General features: G+C 74.1%; 15 protein-coding genes. 4 read left to right on the top strand and 11 right to left on the bottom strand.

Translation table 11 applies throughout. From position 1 onward, the window contains the following. Positions 1-71 precede the first annotated feature (71 nt). Together ACFVS6_RS21550 and ACFVS6_RS21545 are read right to left on the bottom strand one after the other, a co-directional pair. Positions 72-3,008: an FAD-binding and (Fe-S)-binding domain-containing protein gene (locus ACFVS6_RS21550; protein ID WP_389705928.1), complete on the bottom strand. Its 2,937-nt coding sequence runs from the start codon at positions 3,006-3,008 to the stop codon at positions 72-74. A 66-nt stretch (positions 3,009-3,074) separates the two neighbouring features. Beyond that, positions 3,075-3,536, bottom strand: coding sequence for a MarR family winged helix-turn-helix transcriptional regulator (locus ACFVS6_RS21545; protein WP_389705926.1), 462 nt, complete (start codon positions 3,534-3,536; stop codon positions 3,075-3,077). Between the two features lie 85 nt (positions 3,537-3,621). Here ACFVS6_RS21545 and ACFVS6_RS21540 point away from each other — a divergent pair, with 85 nt between their 5' ends. Next, positions 3,622-5,529, top strand: coding sequence for an ABC transporter ATP-binding protein (locus ACFVS6_RS21540; protein WP_389705924.1), 1,908 nt, complete (start codon positions 3,622-3,624; stop codon positions 5,527-5,529). Between the two features lie 62 nt (positions 5,530-5,591). Further along, positions 5,592-6,539 (top strand): endolytic transglycosylase MltG, encoded by a 948-nt coding sequence (gene mltG / locus ACFVS6_RS21535; RefSeq protein WP_389705922.1) that lies wholly within the window; start codon positions 5,592-5,594, stop codon positions 6,537-6,539. Between the two features lie 36 nt (positions 6,540-6,575). Here mltG and ACFVS6_RS21530 read toward each other — a convergent pair whose 3' ends face one another. The 9 genes from ACFVS6_RS21530 to ACFVS6_RS21490 all read right to left on the bottom strand — a co-directional run bounded on the left by ACFVS6_RS21530 (position 6,576) and on the right by ACFVS6_RS21490 (position 14,275). After that, positions 6,576-7,664 carry an FAD-dependent oxidoreductase gene (locus ACFVS6_RS21530; protein WP_389706012.1) on the bottom strand — a complete coding sequence of 363 codons (1,089 nt, stop codon included), beginning with the start codon at positions 7,662-7,664 and terminating at the stop codon, positions 6,576-6,578. A 183-nt stretch (positions 7,665-7,847) separates the two neighbouring features. Next, positions 7,848-8,324 carry a hypothetical protein gene (locus tag ACFVS6_RS21525; protein WP_389705920.1) on the bottom strand — a complete coding sequence of 159 codons (477 nt, stop codon included), beginning with the start codon at positions 8,322-8,324 and terminating at the stop codon, positions 7,848-7,850. Between the two features lie 16 nt (positions 8,325-8,340). Beyond that, positions 8,341-8,598, bottom strand: coding sequence for a hypothetical protein (locus tag ACFVS6_RS21520; RefSeq protein ID WP_385571479.1), 258 nt, complete (start codon positions 8,596-8,598; stop codon positions 8,341-8,343). Between the two features lie 170 nt (positions 8,599-8,768). Continuing rightward, a complete protein-coding gene (locus ACFVS6_RS21515; protein WP_389705918.1) occupies positions 8,769-10,124 on the bottom strand; it encodes a cytochrome P450 in 1,356 nt (451 codons plus the stop codon). Between the two features lie 56 nt (positions 10,125-10,180). Further along, positions 10,181-10,870, bottom strand: coding sequence for an HAD family hydrolase (locus ACFVS6_RS21510; protein WP_389705916.1), 690 nt, complete (start codon positions 10,868-10,870; stop codon positions 10,181-10,183). A gap of 46 nt (positions 10,871-10,916) precedes the next feature. Next, complete coding sequence (locus ACFVS6_RS21505; RefSeq protein WP_281207411.1) at positions 10,917-11,396, bottom strand: Lrp/AsnC family transcriptional regulator; 480 nt, start codon at positions 11,394-11,396, stop codon at positions 10,917-10,919. Between the two features lie 25 nt (positions 11,397-11,421). Continuing rightward, on the bottom strand, positions 11,422-12,240 hold the full coding sequence (locus ACFVS6_RS21500; RefSeq protein WP_389705914.1) for a DUF1295 domain-containing protein: 819 nt from the start codon (positions 12,238-12,240) through the stop codon (positions 11,422-11,424). Then, positions 12,237-12,998, bottom strand: a complete 762-nt coding sequence (locus ACFVS6_RS21495) for a DUF1365 domain-containing protein (protein WP_389706010.1) — start codon at positions 12,996-12,998, stop codon at positions 12,237-12,239. The genes ACFVS6_RS21500 and ACFVS6_RS21495 overlap by 4 nt, the downstream gene beginning before the upstream one ends. Further along, entirely contained in the window at positions 12,992-14,275 is a 1,284-nt protein-coding gene (locus tag ACFVS6_RS21490) for an NAD(P)/FAD-dependent oxidoreductase (protein WP_389705913.1), read from the bottom strand. The genes ACFVS6_RS21495 and ACFVS6_RS21490 overlap by 7 nt, the downstream gene beginning before the upstream one ends. Positions 14,276-14,532: 257 nt before the next feature. Between ACFVS6_RS21490 and ACFVS6_RS21485 the strand changes: the two genes are divergently transcribed. Continuing rightward, positions 14,533-16,059, top strand: a complete 1,527-nt coding sequence (locus ACFVS6_RS21485; protein ID WP_389705911.1) for an SDR family oxidoreductase — start codon at positions 14,533-14,535, stop codon at positions 16,057-16,059. Between the two features lie 184 nt (positions 16,060-16,243). Continuing rightward, positions 16,244-17,617, top strand: a complete 1,374-nt coding sequence (locus ACFVS6_RS21480; protein ID WP_389705909.1) for a cryptochrome/photolyase family protein — start codon at positions 16,244-16,246, stop codon at positions 17,615-17,617. Positions 17,618-17,645: the final 28 nt, after the last annotated feature.

Genomic DNA, 17,645 nt, shown 5'->3' with positions numbered 1-17,645 from the left:
GCGGAAGGGGTCCCTCCCGCACCGGGGCGCGCACTCCGGCGCACCCTGGGGGAGCGCGGGGCCCGGTCCGTTCAGGGGCGGGTGGCCCGTTCCAGTTCGAGCAGGACCGAGTAGTAGCTCCGACCGGTGGCCCGGTCCATGCCCACCTCGCACATCCGGTTCGCCGACAGGTGCGCGTCGAACGGTCGCGCCACCACCTCCCGCGCCTCCGGGGCCGTGGCGGCGGCCGTCAGCTCCGGGTGGAGCATGCCGCGATCGCCCGCGAAGGCGCAGCACCCGAGGTCGTCCGGGACCACGACCTCCTCGGCGCAGGCCTCGGCCACCGTCCGCAGCTGCGCCTCGTCGTCGAGGTGCCGCATCGAGCAGGTGGGGTGCAGTACGGCCGAGCCCACGGTCCGGCGGACCTCCAGGCGGGGCAGCAGTTCCTCCGCCGCCCAGACGACCGAGTCGACGATCCGCAGCCCGGCATGGAGCTCGCGGTTGTCGTCGGTCAGGTACGGGACCACCTCGTGGGCGATGCCGAGCGTGCAGGACGAAGCGTCGACCACCAGCGGGAGCAGGCCCCCGGCGGTCCAGCCCCAGGCGGCCTCGACGATCCGGTTGGCCATCACCCGGTTGCCGGCCTCGTAACCCTTGGAGTGCCAGATCGTCGCGCAACAGGTGCCCGTCACGTCGTCCGGGATCCACACGGGCCTCCCGGCCCGTTCCGACACCGCCACCACGGCCTCGGGCAGGGACGGGCCGGGGCGCCCGTCCGGGCCGCCGAAGATCCGGTTGACGCAGGCCGGGTAGTACACGGCGGTCGCGGTGACCCGGTCGGTCGCGGGCAGCCGGCGGGCGGCGGCCCCCGGGATCTGCGGCAGCCATTCGGGGATCAGGTCCGGGCGCACGGTCTTGCGCGCGGCGGCCGTCACCGCCCCCAGCACCCGGTCGGATACCGCGTCCGGGAGCGCGCCGGCGGCGGCCACGGCCAGCCGGGCGGCCGCCTCCACGCCGCGGAACCGCCGGGCCGCCAGGGCCGCGGCCCGTTCCTCGCGCGGGCTGTGCCGACGGTGGCGGAAGTCCTTCATCAGCGCACCGGTGTCGATGCCGACGGGGCAGGCGATCCTGCAGGTGGAATCGCCGGCGCAGGTGTCGACGGCGTCGTAGCCGTACGACCCGAGCAGCCCGTCGAGCACGGGGGAGCCGGGCTCCTGCCGCACCATCTCGCGGCGCAGCGCGATCCGCTGGCGGGGCGTCGTCGTCAGGTCCTCGCTGGGGCAGGTCGGTTCGCAGAACCCGCACTCGATGCAGGGGTCGGCGACCGCCTCCACCCGCGGGATCGTCTTCAGGCCGCGCAGGTGGGCCCGCGGATCCCGGTCGAGGAGGACGCGCGGGGCGAGGATGCCGTCCGGGTCGACGATCCGCTTGGTGCGCCACATCAGTGCCGTGGCCTCGGGACCCCACTCCAGCTCCAGGAAGGGGGCCATGTTGCGGCCCGTGGAGTGCTCGGCCTTCAGAGAGCCGTCGAACCGCTCCACGGTGAGTCGGCAGAACGCCTCCATGAACGCCGCGTACCGGTCGACGTCGGCGGGCTTCGCGGCGTCGAAGGCGAGCAGGAAGTGCAGGTTGCCGTGCGCCGCGTGACCGGCGACGGCCGCGTCGAAGCCGTGCTCCTCCTGGAGGGCCAACAGCGCCTCGCAGGCCTCGGCCAGCCGTGACGGCGGCACGGCGAAGTCCTCGGTGATCAGGGTGGTGCCCGGGGGCCTCGCGCCCCCGACGGCGGTGACGAAGGCCTTGCGGGCCTTCCAGTAGCCGGAGATCGTCCTCGGATCGCAGGTGAATGCGTTCGTCACCGAGGGGACCGGCGCCACGAGGTCCAGCGCCGGCAGCACGGCGGCCGCGCGCCGCTCCAGGACCGCGCGGCCCGCCGCGTCCGGAGCCCGGAACTCCACGAGCAGGGCGGCCGTTTCCTTGGGCAGGCGCGCCCAGTCGGCGGGCACCCCCGCGACGCTGACGGACGCGCGCAGCGTGTTGCCGTCCATCAGCTCGACGGCGAGTGCGCCGGCCTCGTTGAACAGCGGGACGGCGGCCGCCGCGGCGGGCAGCGAGGGGAAGAAGAGCAGGGCGCTCGTCAGCTCGCGGTCGAGCGGAACGGTGTCGAAGACGACTTCGGAGATGAAGCCGAGGGTGCCTTCCGAGCCGACCATCAGACCGCGCAGGATCTCCACGGGCGTGTTGCCGTCGAGGTAGGCGTCCAGTCGGTACCCGGTGGTGTTCTTGATCTCGTACTTGGCGCGGATCCGGGCGACGAGCGCCGGATCGGCCTCGATCTCCGCCTTCACGGCCATCAGGCCGTGGCACAGGGCCGGCTCCGCGCGGGCCAGCTCCTCGTCCGCGAGCGGGTCGGCGGTGTCCACGACGGTGCCCGTCGGCAGGACGACGGTGAGAGAGGAGAGGGTGCGGTACGAGTTCCTGGTGGTCCCCGCGGTCATGCCGGAGGCGTTGTTCGCGACGACGCCGCCGACGGTGCAGGCGATGGCACTGGCGGGGTCGGGCCCCAGGATCCGGCCGTGCCGGGCGAGCGCGGCGTTGGCCCGCAGCACGGTGGTGCCCGGCCCGATGCGTGCCCGCAGGCCGTCTTCGAGGACCTCGACGCCCGTCCAGTGGCGGCGCACGTCGACCAGGATGTCCTCGCCCTGGGCCTGGCCGTTGAGGGAGGTCCCGGCCGCGCGGAAGACCACGTCCCGCTGTTTGCCGTGGGCGTACGACAGGACGGCAGAGATGTCGTCGATGTCCTCGGCGACCACCACGACCTGCGGCACGAACCGGTAGGGCGAGGCGTCGGTGGCGTAGCGGACCAGGTCGGAGACCTTCCACAGGACCTTCTCCGGGCCCAGCAGCTCGGTCAGCTCCGCACGCAGGGCGCCGGGGGTGCCGGCGGCCGACCGGTCCGGCACCCGATCGGGGGCGGGACCGGCGGTGCCGTTCGGGCGCAGGGCGCCGGGTTTCGGTTCCAGCAGCGGCATGTGCGACCCCTCGTCCGTCTCGGCGGCGCCCCGCGGAGCCGCCGCCCCGGCGCCGGAGAGCGCGGATCAGCAGGGGCGCTCCGCCGGGACGTCCGCCAGTGCGTTCAGCAGGCCGCCGAGCACCTCGCGCTGTTCGGCGGTCAATGGAGCCAGGATCTCCTCCGCGGCGTCGGTTCGCGCGTTGCGCAGACGGCGCAGCGTGGCGCGGCCGGTTTCGGTGAGCTCGATCCGGATGACGCGGCGGTTCGCCGGGTCGGGTGCCCGGCGGACGCAATCGGCCGCTTCCAGGCCGTCCACGAGGGTGGTCACGGCACGCGGCACGACCTCCAGACGCGCGGCGAGATCGGCCATCCGGGGCGGTAGGTCGCCGTCGTGGTGGGCGACGAGGCGCAGCAGTCGGCCCTGGGCGGGGGTGATCCCGAGCGGCTCCATCTGGCGTTTCTGTATGCGGTGGAGCCGCCGCGTCAGACGCAGCAGCTGCTCGGCGAGGACGCCGCCCGTGGTGTCGCTCTCGGAACCGGTGCTCATACTGGGAACAGTACCAGGACCGGATTCATTGTGAGCATAGGTAACAATGAGCTAAGCTCATCGGAGTCTCGTCAGAAGGAGGCCCATGCGCCCCGAAGAACCGAACTGGACACCATCGAACGAAGCCCTCGACCCCACCCGCCCCGGCCCCGCCGAACGCCCGCGCGAGCTGCGCCGGATCGTCGGGCTCTTCCGGCCCTACCGCGGCCGGCTCGCCGTCGTCGGCTCCCTGGTGGCCGCCTCCTCGCTGGTCGGCGTCGCCTCGCCGTTCCTGCTCAAGGAGATCCTCGACGTCGCGATACCCGAGGGCCGCACCGGCCTGCTGAGCCTGCTCGCCCTGGGCATGATCCTCACCGCGGTCGTCACCAGCGTGTTCGGCGTCCTGCAGACCTACATCTCCACCACCGTCGGCCAGCGCGTCATGCACGACCTGCGCACCGCCGTCTACGCCCAGCTCCAGCGGATGCCGCTGGCCTTCTTCACCCGCACCCGCACCGGCGAGGTGCAGTCCCGCATCGCCAACGACATCGGCGGCATGCAGGCGACGGTCACCTCCACGGCGACCTCCCTCGTGTCGAACCTGACGGCCGTGATCGCCTCCGTCGTCGCGATGCTCGCGCTCGACTGGCGGCTCACCGTCGTCTCCCTGCTCCTCCTGCCCGTCTTCGTGTGGATCAGCCGACGGGTCGGGCACGAACGCAAGCGGATCACGACGCAGCGGCAGAAGCAGATGGCCGCCATGGCCGCCACGGTCACCGAGTCCCTCTCGGTCAGCGGGATCCTGCTCGGCCGCACGATGGGCCGCTCGGAATCCCTCACCGCCGCCTTCTCCGACGAGTCGGAGAAGCTGGTCGGGCTCGAAGTGCGCTCCAGCATGGCCGGTCGCTGGCGCATGTCCACCATCGGGATCGTCATGGCCGCGATGCCGGCGCTCATCTACTGGGCGGCCGGACTGGCCCTGCAGACGGGTGCGCCCTCCCTGTCCGTCGGTACCCTCGTCGCCTTCGTCACCCTCCAGCAGGGCCTCTTCCGACCCGCGGTGAGCCTGCTGTCGACCGGCGTGCAGATACAGACCTCCCTCGCCCTGTTCGCCCGGATCTTCGAGTACCTCGACCTGCCGGTGGACATCACCGAGAAGGCGGACCCGGTCCGGCTGGAGCGGGCGAGGGGCGAGATCCGGCTGGAGGACGTGCACTTCGAGTACGAGGCCAAGAGCGGCCCGACGCTCACGGCGATCGACATCACGGTTCCGGCGGGCGGCTCCCTCGCCGTGGTCGGTCCGACCGGCTCGGGCAAGAGCACCCTCAGCTATTTGGTGCCGCGGCTGTACGACGTCACCGGCGGCCGGATCGCCCTCGACGGGGTGGACGTGCGCGACCTCGACTTCGACTCGCTGGCCCGCTCCATCGGCGTGGTCTCCCAGGAGACCTACCTCTTCCACGCCACCGTCGCCGACAACCTGCGCTTCGCCAAGCCGGACGCCACCGACGAGGAGATCGTCGAGGCGGCCCGCGCCGCACAGATCCACGACCACATCGAGTCCCTGCCCGACGGCTACGAGACGCTCGTCGGCGAACGGGGCTACAGGTTCTCCGGGGGCGAGAAGCAGCGCCTGGCCATTGCCCGGACCATCCTGCGCGATCCGCCGGTGCTCATCCTCGACGAGGCCACCAGCGCCCTCGACACCCGGACGGAACACGCGGTGCAGCAGGCCATCGAGGACCTGTCCCGCGGGCGCACCACCATCACCATCGCGCACCGCCTCTCCACCGTCAGGGACGCCGACCAGATCGTGGTCCTGGACGGCGGCCGCATAGCCGAGCGCGGTACGCACGAGGAACTGATCGGCGCCGACGGCCGCTACGCCGCACTGGTCCGGCGCGACCGGGACGCGGCGCTGACCCCCGCCCCCGCGCTGGTCGCGGCCGCAGGGGCGAACCAGGCGGGCAGGGGCTCCGCCGAGGAACAAGCGCCCACTCCGGTGAACGTGTGATCATCTGACCGGTGCGGGGTGGAATGCCGGGAATGCCGCACCCCGGCGGTTAGCGTGCGCGTATGCGTCTTGAGTACCGGCAGCCACAGCGCCGCCCCCGGCTCACTCGCCGGGGCCGTCTCGCCTTCTTCCTCGGCACGCTGATCGCGCTGGGGGTGGCGGTCCTGCTCCCGCTGTTCCCCCGTGCGCAGCCGCCCGAGAAGCCGCGTCAGCTGGCGATCCCCGAAGGATGGCGGGCCCCGCAGGTCTACACCGCGGTCGACCGCGCGCTCGGGCTCCCGGCCGGCTCCACCAAGGCGGCCGTGCCCACGGCCGGGCTGGAGTTGCCCCCGGAGGCCAAGGGGAACCCGGAGGGCTACCTCTTCCCGGCGACGTACCCGGTGACCTCGAAGACCACCCCGGGCACGCTGCTCGCGTACATGGTGCGCACGGCCAACCAGAAGCTCGCCACGAAGGCCGTCGCCGACGGCGGCAGGGCGCACGGCATGACCCCCTACCAGACGGCCACCCTCGCCAGCATCATCGAGGCGGAGGCGGACACCCCCGCGGACATGGGGAAGGTCGCGCGGGTGGTGCACAACCGGCTCGCGAAGTCGATGCCGCTCCAGATGGACTCCACCATCAACTACGCGCTCAACCGCACCACGGTCGACACCAAGCTCAGCGACACCCGGATCGACCACCCGTTCAACACGTACGAACGCCAGGGCCTGCCCCCCACCCCGATCGACAGTCCCGGCCTGCGGGCCATGGCCTCGGCGGTCGCACCCACCCCGGGGGACTGGCTGTTCTTCGTCACGGTCAAGCCCGGGGACACCCGGTTCTCCGCGACGTACGAGGAGCACAAGAAGCACGTCGCGGACTTCAACCGGCTGCGGGCCGCGGCGGGCCCGCCGGCCGCCGGTGATGCCGCGACCCCGGCCGCCCGAGGGGCCCGTCCACCGGCCGTCCGCGAGACCTCGACCCCGGCCGCCCGCGGCGCCTCCTCCCCGGCCGCGCGGACCACCTGAGCCCCGCCGCCGACCCGACTCCCCGCTCCTCCTGCGCTACCCGCCGGCCGCGGCCGGTTCCGGGGCTCGGGTCAGCAGCCTGCGGATCTCGCGGACCGCGGCGCCGCCCGCGCGGTTGGCGCCGATCGTCGAGGCCGAGGGGCCGTAGCCGACCAGGTGGATCCGCTCGTCGCGGACCACCCTCGTGCCCTCGACCCGGATGCCGCCGCCGGGCTCGCGCAGCCGCAGCGGCGCCAGGTGGTCGAGGGCGGCCCGGAAGCCGGTGGCCCACAGGATCACGTCGGCGTCCACGCGCCGGCCGTCGCCCCACGCGACTCCGGACGCGGTGATCCGGTCGAACATCGGGAGCCGCTCCAGCACCCCGGAGTCCAGTCCGGCCCGGACGGCGTCGGTGAGCGCCAGTCCGGTCACGCCGACCACGCTCCGCGGCGGCAGCCCCCGACGGACCCGTTCCTCCACGCGCGCCACCGCCTCCCGGCCCTCGGCCTCGCCGAAGGCGCCGTCCCGGAAGACGGGCGGCCGGCGGGTGACCCAGGTGGTTTCCGTCGCGGTCCCGGCGATCTCCAGCAGGTGCTGGACCGCCGAGGTGCCCCCGCCCACGACCACCACGCGGGCCCCGGTGAACTCCTGGGGTCCCGGATAGTTCGCCGTGTGCAGTTGGCGCCCCCGGAACAGCTCCTGGCCGGGGTGGCGGGGCCAGAACGGCCGGTCCCAGGTGCCGGTGGCGTTGATCAGGGCGCGCGCCGACCAGGTGCCCGCCGAGGACTCCACCAGGAGCCGTCCCGACGTTTCCCCGCGCACCGCCGAGACGTCCACGGGGCGGCGTACGCGCAGGTCGAAGCGGTCCTCGTAGGCGGCGAAGTACGCGCCGATCACCTCGGAGGAGGGCCGCGACGGATCGGCGCCGGTCAGTTCCATGCCCGGCAGCGCGTGCATCCCGTGCACCTTGCCGTAGGTCAGCGTGGGCCACCGGAACTGCCAGGCCCCGCCGGGGCGCGGCGCGTGGTCCAGCACCACGTGGTCGATGCCGGCCCGGGCCAGGTGGTAGGCGCTGGACAGGCCCGCCTGACCGGCGCCGACGACCACGACGTCCACCTCTGCCGGTGCTTCCGCGTACCGCGCCATTTCGTTCACGGTTCTACCAACTCCGGTCGTCCACCGGATCTTCCCGCCCGCAGCGGCGCACCCGCGGCCCGGGGCCGTACGGAGAGCGCCGCGGGCGGGGCCGGAAACGCGGCCCGACCCGCCCGCGGCGAGGAAGAACGTCCGACGGGCCGCCGGGTGGCGGACCGTCGGGAGGCGGTGCGGTCAGGCCGAATCCCTGATCCACGCCGCCAGTTGTTCCGGGGTGGTCGACGGGTCCGCCACCAGGGTGGCGAGCTCGTCCTCCCGGAAGGTGGCCGTGGTGACGGCCGGGCAGCGGTGGCACGCGTCCACGCCCGTCTGCTGCCACCACTGGCACCGGTTGCGGAGGTGGCACCGTGGGACCGCACGCGCGTCCGGGTCGGCCGCGGGCAGGGCCAGGACGCGCTCCACCAGCGCACAGTCGTCGCCCCGCCGGTTCACGCAGGCGGAGACGCAGTGCGAGGCGAAGCGCAGGACCCGCGTCGGCTCGATCCCGTCCGGGAGGGTCGAGAGGACTTCCGGCGCCGGGACCGGGTCGGCGAGGTACACCACCCGGCCGTCGGCCGCCGAACGGACGCCGAGGACGACGGACTCGGGAGCCCCGGCCTCGCCGCTCGGACACCAGGTCGGCGCGGTGGCCGAGGTCTGCTCGCTACCCACGGTGCTCACCGTCCCGTCAGCCTTCGACCGCGTCGTACGAGGCGAGCACCTCACGGCCGACGGGGCCGCCGATGGTGCCCTGGAGTCCGAGGGCCTGCTCGTGCGCCACCGCCTGCGCGAGGTTCTCGTGCAGTTGCTCCACGGAGGTGATCCGCGCGCTGCCGGACGAGGCGCCGCCGGCCGCGTTCGCCGCCCCGACCGCCGTGATCGCGATCCCCGCGGCCATCACGACCGCGGCGCCGCCGGCCGCCAGTTTGTTCTTCTTCATTTCCATCGAGCCCTTTCCTGGTCCGGGGCGGCGCGCTGTCCCGCCGCCGAGGCCCGAGACTAGGAGCGGATTTCGGACCGGAGGGGCAGTTCCCGGGGCAGTTCCGACGGCCGCCCGAGTCCGCCGCGGCGCCCGCCCGCGTGGCCCGCCCGCCTCCACGGCCCGGCAGCGGCCTTTCAGCGCGCGCGGACCGTCGCCTGGACCGGCCCCACCGGCTGGAGGGTGAGCCCCGGGAACACCTTCGCCGGTTCCGGCCCCGTGTCGAGGTGGAAGCGCTGCCCCAGCACCGCCAGCACGAGCGCCGCCTCGACCAGCGCGAACCGCGCCCCCAGGCAGGCGCGCGGTCCACCGCCGAACGGGATCCAGGCGTGCTCGGGCACCGGCCTCGGGGCGTCCGGGTCCCACCGCTCGGGCCGGAAGGCCAGCGGGTCGGGGAACCAGCGGCTGTCGCGGTGCAGTGACCAGGGGCTCGTCCACACCGACGTCCCGGCCGGCACCGGCCGCCCGCCGAGCCGCGCGCCCTCGGTGGCCACCGCCGAGATCAGCCAGATCGGCGGGTAGATCCGCAGGGCCTCCTTGACCACCTGCCGGGTCCAGGGCAGCCGGGTGTAGTCCTCGTACGTCGGCAGCCGCCCGCCGAGCACCCGGTCCAGTTCCTCCGACAACCTGGCCCTCGCGTCGGGTGTCGTCGACAACAGCTGCCAGGCCCAGGTCAAGGTGGTGGAGGTGGTCTCGTGGCCGCCGATGTAGAGCGTGACGGCCTCGTCCCGCAGTTCGGTGCGCGACAGCGGCTCCCCGTGCGGGTCGCGGGCCGCGAGCAGCCGGCTCAGCAGGTCGTCGCGGTCCTCGCCGGCCGCCGCGGCCGCCTCGTGCTCCCGTACGACGTGCTCGATCTCCCGGTCGAGGACGGCCACCGCCGTGCGCATCCGCCGGCGTCCCGGCGTGCGCACCCACGGGGGCAGGAACAGCGTCAGCCCCCTGAACTCCGCCCCGAGTTCCCGCTGGGCGGTCGCCATGGCGGCGCTGATCGGACCCCCCCGACCGGCCGCGTCACCACCGAACAGGGTGCGCACCGCGATCCGCTGGGTGAGCCCGGCCATCTCCCGGTGGACGTCGACGCGGCTCCCCGGGGTCCAGCCGGAGGCCAGCGCGTCGGCGCACTCGACCATGGTGGCGGCGTACGCGCGCACCTGCCGGGGGCGCACGGCGGGCTGGACCAGTGCCCGCTTGCGCCGCCAGTCGTCCCCGGTGGCGACGACGACACCGTTGCCCAGGAGGCTGCGGAACGCCCAGCCCAGTTCGGTCGGTCGGAAGGTGCCCTCGACGGCGCCGAGCAGTTCGCCGGCGTGCTCGGGCCGGGAGACGAGCACGTTGCGGCGCGGGCCGAGGGCCCACGGCACCCAGTCGCCGTACTCGTCGCGCAGCGACTCGAAGAAGGCCAGCGGATCACGGGCGAAGGCCGGCAGGTTCCCGACGAGGGGCCACCGGCGCGGTCCGCGCTCGGCTCCCGGGGGCAGTGGTATGGCGGTCACGCGGGCATGGTGACAGCGCGTGCCGGAGGTCACCAGGGTCCGTACGCGGGCTCCTGTCAGGCCGCGCCGCGGCCGGCCCCGTGCGCGGTCAGCCAGTCGTGGGCCGCGTCCGCGCTGAACTGCGCCTGGCCGCCCGCGAAGAGCAGGCCCGAGGACGCGAAGGCCGGGTCGGACGCGGTGTCCGCCACGTAGGGGACCGCCACGCAGGCCATGCCGGCCGCGCGGGCGGCCTCCGCGCCGGGCGCCGCGTCCTCGATCACCACGCAGTCGGCGGGCGCGGCGCCCAGCCGGCGGGCCGCCTCCAGGAACACGTCGGGAGCGGGCTTGCCGTGCGCGACCTCCTCGGCGGAGACCACCGTCGTCAGCAGCGCGTCCAGGCCGGTGCCCACCAGGACCGCGTCGATGGCCTCGCGGGAGGAGCCCGAGGCGACGGCCATCGGGACGCCCCGCGCGTGCAGCCGTTCCACGAACCGGCGCATCTCGGGGAAGGCCACGGTCCGGGTGCGGGCCAGCTCCAGGTAGGCGGCGTTCTGCTCCGCGAGCAGCTGGTCGACGGGCGCCGAAAGCCCGTAGCGCTCCTTGAGGATCTCCAGCGTTTCCAGGGTGCCGATGCCGATGAAGCGGGAGTGCTGCTCCCACGTGAAATCGGGGACGCCGTACCGCTCAAGGGTGAGGCGGCCCGATTCGTAGTAGTTCGGCTCGCTGTCCACGAGGGTGCCGTCGAGATCGAATATGACGGAAATCATCCGCTGTGCCCGTCCTGCCGGTCGTGTGCCTGTCCACACCATCCTGTCAGGGTTTGCGCGCTGTCCTGCCCACGGCTTCGACCAGGGGGAGCAGCCGGTGCGCGACCCGTTCGCGCAGCGCCACCTCGGTCCGCGTGCGGACCACGCCCGGCAGCCGGATCAGCTGCTGGATGACGTCCTCCAGGTGTGCGTTGTCCCGGGCCGCGACGCGGGTGAGCAGGTCGCCGCCGCCCGTGATGGAGAAGGCCTCGATGATCTCGGGCACGGCGGCCAACGCGTCGCCGACCTCGTCGAGGTGCCCCTGGGTCACCTCGATGTGCACGAAGGCCAGTACGGGGTGCCCGAGGGCGGCGGGGGAGAGCACCGGACCGGTCCCGGTGATCACCCCGGTCCGTTCCAGTCGGTCCATCCGGGCCTGGAGCGTTCCCCGCGCCACCCCGAGGATCCGGGCGTACTCCCGGACGCTGGTGCGCGGCTGCTCGATCAGCAGGCGCAGGATCCGGGTGTCGAGCTCGTCCACGGCCATGCCGCGACTGTACCAATGGCCCGGTTCATCCGGATTGGCCGCGGCCGTGCCGGAGCGGAGGCCGCGGTAGGAAACCGCTGGTCCGCGCCAGGTACTCGGCGTATCCCGGCCGACCCGCCATGTGCTGCTCCAGCAGCCGTTTCCCGCTTCCCGCGGTCAACAGGTAGGACATCACCAGCGGCGCGACGACGGACACCGCGGCCGCCTGCACCGACCCGGCCGCCACCAGGAAGAGGCCCCACCACACGCAGAAGTCGCCGAAGTAGTTCGGATGCCGGGTCCACGACCACAGGCCCCGGTCCATGATCTTCCCCCGGTTCGCGGGATCCGCCTTGAACCGGGCCAGCTGGTGGTCGCCCACCGCCTCGAAGGTGACACCCGTCGCCCACAGCAGCGTCCCCACGACGGCCAGGGCGAGCGCGGGCGCGCCCGTACCGCCGGTCACGTACGACCCCGCCTGCACCGGCAGCGAGATGAGCCAGACCAGCGCAGCCTGGAGCAGGTGGACCTTGCGCAGCGCGTACAGGTTCCGGTTCCCCGGGGCCCGGGCCAGCATCCGCTCGTACCGCGGGTCCTCGCCGTGACCCCGACTCCGCCACGCGATGTGCGCCGCCAGACGCAGACCCCAGACCACCGTGAGCACCGTCAGGAGCAGACCGCGTCCGACGCCTCCGCCCGACATCGCGTACGTGGCGATCGCCACCGCGGCGAAGGCCGCGCCCCACGCCACGTCGACGACCCGGTGCAGCCCCGTACGGACGCCCACCACGAAGGCCACGAGCATCACGGCGAGGGCCGCCCCCGCCGACACGGCCAGATTGAGCCCGAAGGCGCCCCAGTTCATCGCGTTCCCCCCGCGCCGCCCACCGACATCCCCGCCTGGGGCACGTGCGGCGGCCTCGGCCGGACGGCCGCCCCGCGCAGCCACAGCCGGATCCCGTGGAACCGGATGCCCGCCGCGACGGCCGCCGTCGACCACGGGTGACGCAGCACGGCGCGCAGCACGCCCCGCACGCCCGCCGGACGGCGGCTTCCGCGCACGGTCGCCGTGAGCCCCGCCCCGTCGGAACCGCCCGCCAGTCGCACGCTCAGCGCGAGCTCCGCCCCCGGCTCGGGCATCCGCATCCGGTAGTCACCGTCCATTCCGAGGAAGGGGGAGACGTAGAACTCCTTGGGGATCCCCACCGCCCCCCGCGCGGCTTCCGGGCCCAGGAGGTAGCAGTGCCGGCCGCCGTACGTATTGTGCACCTCGGCGACCACGTGCAGGAGCGCACCGTCGGGGGCCCGGCACCAGTACACCGAGAGCGGGTTGAAGACGAAGCCGAGCACCCGGGCGTGCGCCAGCATCGACACCCGTGCCCCCGCCGGCAGCACGACCCCGCGCGCGGCCAGGAAACGGTCCAGCCCGGCACGGATGCTCGGCTCCCCGCCACCGAAGTGGTCACGGGCCTCGAAACGGGCGAGGACGCGCACCGGCCACGGCAGGCGCGGCGGCTCCGCCAGGTCCACCAGCCACAGGTAGGTGCGGTGCCGCATCCCGTACGAGGGCCCGCCGGCCCGCACGTGCCGGATGTCCGCCTCGTACAGCGCGGCCCTCACCAGCCCACCCCCAACGCGGCCGCAGCCTCGACGCCCGAGCGGCAGCCGTCCTCGTGGAACCCCCACCCGTGGTAGGCCCCGGCGAAGGCCGTCACCGGCCCCGACAGCCCCGGCAGCAGGCGCTGCGCCGCCACCGACTCCGGCGTGTAGACCGGATGCTCGTAGACCATCTCGGCCAGCACGAGATCGGGCCGCACCCGCTCGTCGGCCCCCAGCGTCACCACGTACGGCTCCGGCGCGTCCAGCCCCTGGAGGCGGTTCATGTCGTAGCTGACCTGCACCGGTACCTCCTCGTCCGGGCGGCACGCCGACAACCGGTAGTTCCAGCAGCCCCGGGCGCCCGCCGAGCGCGGCAGCACCGACGCGTCGGTGTGCAGGACCGTCCGGTTGCGGGAGTAGCCGAACGCGCCGAGCACCTCCCGCTCCGCGTCCGTCGGATCGGCCAGCATCCGCAGCGCCTGGTCGGCGTGGACGGCCACGACCACCGAGTCGTACCGGGCCCGCGTCCCGTCCGCGGTGGTGACCAGCACCCCCTCGGGGGTCCGGGCCAGCTCCCGCACCGCGCTGGCCACCCGCACGGCGCCCGCGCCCAGCTCCTCCCGCACCCGTTCCACGTACCGGGCCGAACCGCCCTCGACCGTGCGCCAGCTCGGCGAACCGCCCACCGACAGCAGCCCGTGGTGGGCGAGGAAACGGAACAGGTAGCGGGCCGGGTAGCGCAACGCGGTGCCCGGAGGGCAGGACCACACCGAGGCCACGAGCGGGATCGCGAAGTGCCCGGTGAAGTACGCGCCGAAGCCGCCCCGCTCCAGGAACTCGCCCAGCGTCGGCTCACGGGTCCCCTCGGGCGCGGTCAGCAGCCGCCGGGCCTGCCGGTGGAAGACCGGCACCTGCGCCAGCATCCGCAGGTACGCGGGGCGCAGCGAACCCCCGGGCCGGGCGAACAGCCCCCGAGGCCCCCGAGCGCCCGCGTACTCCAACCCGCAGCCCTCGCAGTGCACCGACAGGCTCATCGTCGTCGGCCGGGTGGCCACGCCCAGCTCGCGGAAGAGCCGCAGCAGGTGCGGGTACGTCCGGTCGTTGTGCACGATGAAACCCGAGTCCACCGACCGGACCTGCCCGTCGGGGCCCTTCACCTCGTGGGTGTGGGCGTGCCCGCCCAGCCGGTCGTCCGCCTCGTACAGCGTCACCTCGTGGCCGCGTGCCAGTACGTACGCCGCCGTCAGCCCCGATACGCCGCCGCCGATCACGGCGGTGCGCGGTCGTCCTCGTTCGCTCATCCCGCTCCCTCCTTCGCCTTCGCCGGTACTTCGGAGCCGGAGGGGGCTCCGGATGTGTCCCGGGCGAAACATCCCGGTTGTCCCCTTGTGCCGCCCACCGGACCCGCCCCGGGCCTGCGGCGCGCATCCGGCGGGTCGGGTCCGCCCGAAACCCGTACGGAAGGCGCGGACGCCGGGTGGGCCGACCGCCCGTCACGACGGGCGCGCCGGGCCGGGACCGGCGACGATGAACCGGCCACGACGGAGGGAAGACGACCATGACCGGACCGCACTGCCTGGTCACCGGGGCCACCGGCTACATCGGCGGCCGCCTGGTGCCCGAACTCCTCGACTCGGGCCACCGCGTCCGCTGCCTGGCCCGGTCCCCGGAACGGCTGCGCGACCACCCCTGGGCGGGCCGGGCCGAGGTCGTGCGCGGCGACGTCACCGACGCCGCGTCGATCGCGTCGGCCCTGCGCGGCATCGACGTCGCCTACTACCTCGTCCACGCCCTCGGCACCGGGCACGACTTCGAGGACCGCGACCGCACCGCCGCCCGGATCTTCGCGGAACAGGCCCGCGCGGCCGGTGTCCGCCGCATCGTCTACCTCGGCGGACTCACCCCGGCCGGGATCCCGCCCCGCGACCTCTCCCCGCACCTGCGCTCCCGCGCCGAGGTCGGCGACATCCTCCTGGCCTCCGGGGTGCCCACCACCGTCCTGCGCGCCGCCGTCATCATCGGCTCCGGCTCGGCCTCCTTCGAGATGCTGCGCTACCTCACCGAACGGCTGCCCGTCATGGTCACCCCCAGCTGGGTCGGCACCCGCATCCAGCCCATCGCCGTCCGCGACGTCCTGCGCTACCTCGTCGGAAGCGCCTCGATGCCGCCCGAGGTCAGCCGGGCCTTCGACGTCGGCGGCCCGGACGTGGTCACGTACGAGGAGATGATGCGCCGCTACGCCACCGTCGCCGAACTCCCCAAACGGCTCATCGTGCGCGTCCCGATGCTGACCCCGAGGCTGTCCAGCCACTGGATCGGCCTGGTCACCCCGGTGCCGAGGGCGCTGGCCCGGCCGCTCGCCGAATCGCTGCGCCACGAGGTGGTCTGCGACGAGCACGACATCGCCGAGTGGGTCCCCGACCCGCCCGGCACGCCCATCGGCTTCGACCGGGCCCTCGACCTGGCCCTCCAGCGGGTCCGGGAGGCCGACGTGACCACCCGCTGGTCCTCGGCGTCCCTGCCCGGCGCCCCCAGCGACCCGCTGCCCACCGACCCCGACTGGGCGGGCGGCAGCCTCTACACCGACCGGCGCGAGATCGCCGTCGGTGCCTCGCCCGCCGCCCTGTGGAAGGTCGTGGAGGGCATCGGCGGGGACAACGGCTGGTACTCCTTCCCGCTGGCCTGGGCCGTACGGGGCTGGCTGGACCGGCTCGTCGGAGGAGTCGGCATCCGACGCGGCCGACGTGACGCGGCCCGGTTGCGGGTCGGCGACTCCCTCGACTTCTGGCGGGTCGAGGAGATCGAACCCGGCCGCCTGCTCCGGCTGCGCGCGGAGATGCGGCTGCCGGGCCTGGCCTGGCTGGAGATGTACGCGGACCCGGCCCCCGACAAGGAGACCGACCGGCGGACCGACGCCGAAACCGGACCGGGCCGGCGCACGCTCTACCGCCAACGGGCCCTGTTCCACCCCCACGGCCTGCTCGGACACATGTACTGGTGGAGCGTCTCCCCCTTCCACTCGATCGTCTTCGGCGGCATGGCCCGCAACATCGCCCGCGCCGCCGAACGCCTCGACGAGGGCTGACCAGCCGATTCGACGCGGCCCCGCCGGGGGGACGGGGCGGCCGGGGGGACGGGCCCGCCGGGCGGCCGGGGCGCCGCCGGACGGCCGTGCCGGCCCCGCGGCCGCCGCCCGTGCATCCGGGAGGCACCCGGCCGCCGAAGAACCGCACGACAAGCCCTGCCCCCCAGCCCGACGCGGAGCCGAGATGAACATCGCGGTGGTTCTCTACACCTCCGACCTGCGCCTGCACGACCATCCTCCGCTGCGGGCCGCCCTCTCCTCCTGCGACCGCGTCGTCCCCTTCTTCGTCCGCGACCGGGCCATCGAGGCCTCCGGCTTCCCCGCGCCCAACCGGCAGGCCTTCCTCGCCGACTGCCTCGCCGACCTCGACGCCGGACTGCGCGAACGCGGGGGCCGGCTGGTGGTCCGCTCCGGGGACGTCGTGGCCGAGGTGTGCGCCCTCGTCCAGGAGGCCGACGCCGACGAGGTGCACATGGCGGCCGGCGTGAGCGCCTACGCCCACGCCCGGGAGGAACGGCTGCGCACCGCCCTCGAAGCACAGGGCCGCCGGCTCTACGTCCACGACACGGTGGTCACCGCCGTCGCGCCCGGTGCCGTGCTCCCGGCCGGATCCGACCACTTCGCCGTCTTCACCCCGTACCTGCGCCGCTGGTCGGACCTTCCGCTGCGGGCCCCCGCCCCCGCCCCGCGCGCCGTGCCCGTACCGCCGGACATCGGCTCCGAACCCCTGCCCTCCCGCGGCGACGTCACGGGCACCTCCCCGGGTCTCGCCCGCGGCGGCGAACGTGAGGCCCGCCGCCTGCTGACGCACTGGCTGCGCGCCGGCATCACGCGTTACGAGGACGTCCACGACGACCTCGCGGGCGACGCCACCTCCCGACTCTCCCCGCACCTGCACTTCGGCACCCTGTCGGCCGCCGAGGCCGTCCACCGCTCCCGAGCCGCGGGCGGCTCCGGGGCCGAGGCCTTCGTACGACAGCTGTGCTGGCGCGACTTCCACCACCAGGTCCTCGCCGCCCGCCCCGCCGCCGTCACCGAGGACTACCGGCCCCGCCAGGACCGCTGGCGCACCGGATCCGCCGCCGAGGAGGAGATCCTGGCCTGGAAGGAGGGCCGCACCGGCTACCCCGTCGTCGACGCCGCGATGCGCCAACTGGCCCACGAGGGCTGGATGCACAACAGGGGCCGGCTGCTGGCGGCGAGCTTCCTCGCCAAGACCCTGTACGTGGACTGGCGCACCGGAGCCCGCCACTTCCTGGAGCTGCTCGTCGACGGTGACCTCGCCAACAACCAGCTCAACTGGCAGTGGGTGGCCGGCACGGGCACCGACACCCGACCCAACCGGGTCCTCAACCCCGTGCGCCAGGGCCTGCGTTACGACCCCGAAGGCCGCTACGTCCACCGCTGGGTGCCGGAACTCGCCGGCCTGGCCGCCCCCCGCGTCCACGAACCGTGGCGGCTGACCGGCCTCGAACGGGCCCGGTACGACTACCCGGAGCCGGTGGTGGAGCTCGCCGACGGCCTCGACCGCTTCCGGCGCGGGCGGGACGGGGAGTGAGGGCGCCCCGCGCCGGCCCCGCGTCGTA

It is taken from the genome of Streptomyces sp. NPDC057939 (assembly GCF_042887545.1).
Taxonomy (GTDB): Bacteria; Actinomycetota; Actinomycetes; order Streptomycetales; family Streptomycetaceae; genus Streptomyces.
The sequence above is the reverse complement of the archived record's forward strand: the minus strand, read 5'-3'. Positions and strand labels throughout refer to the sequence as shown.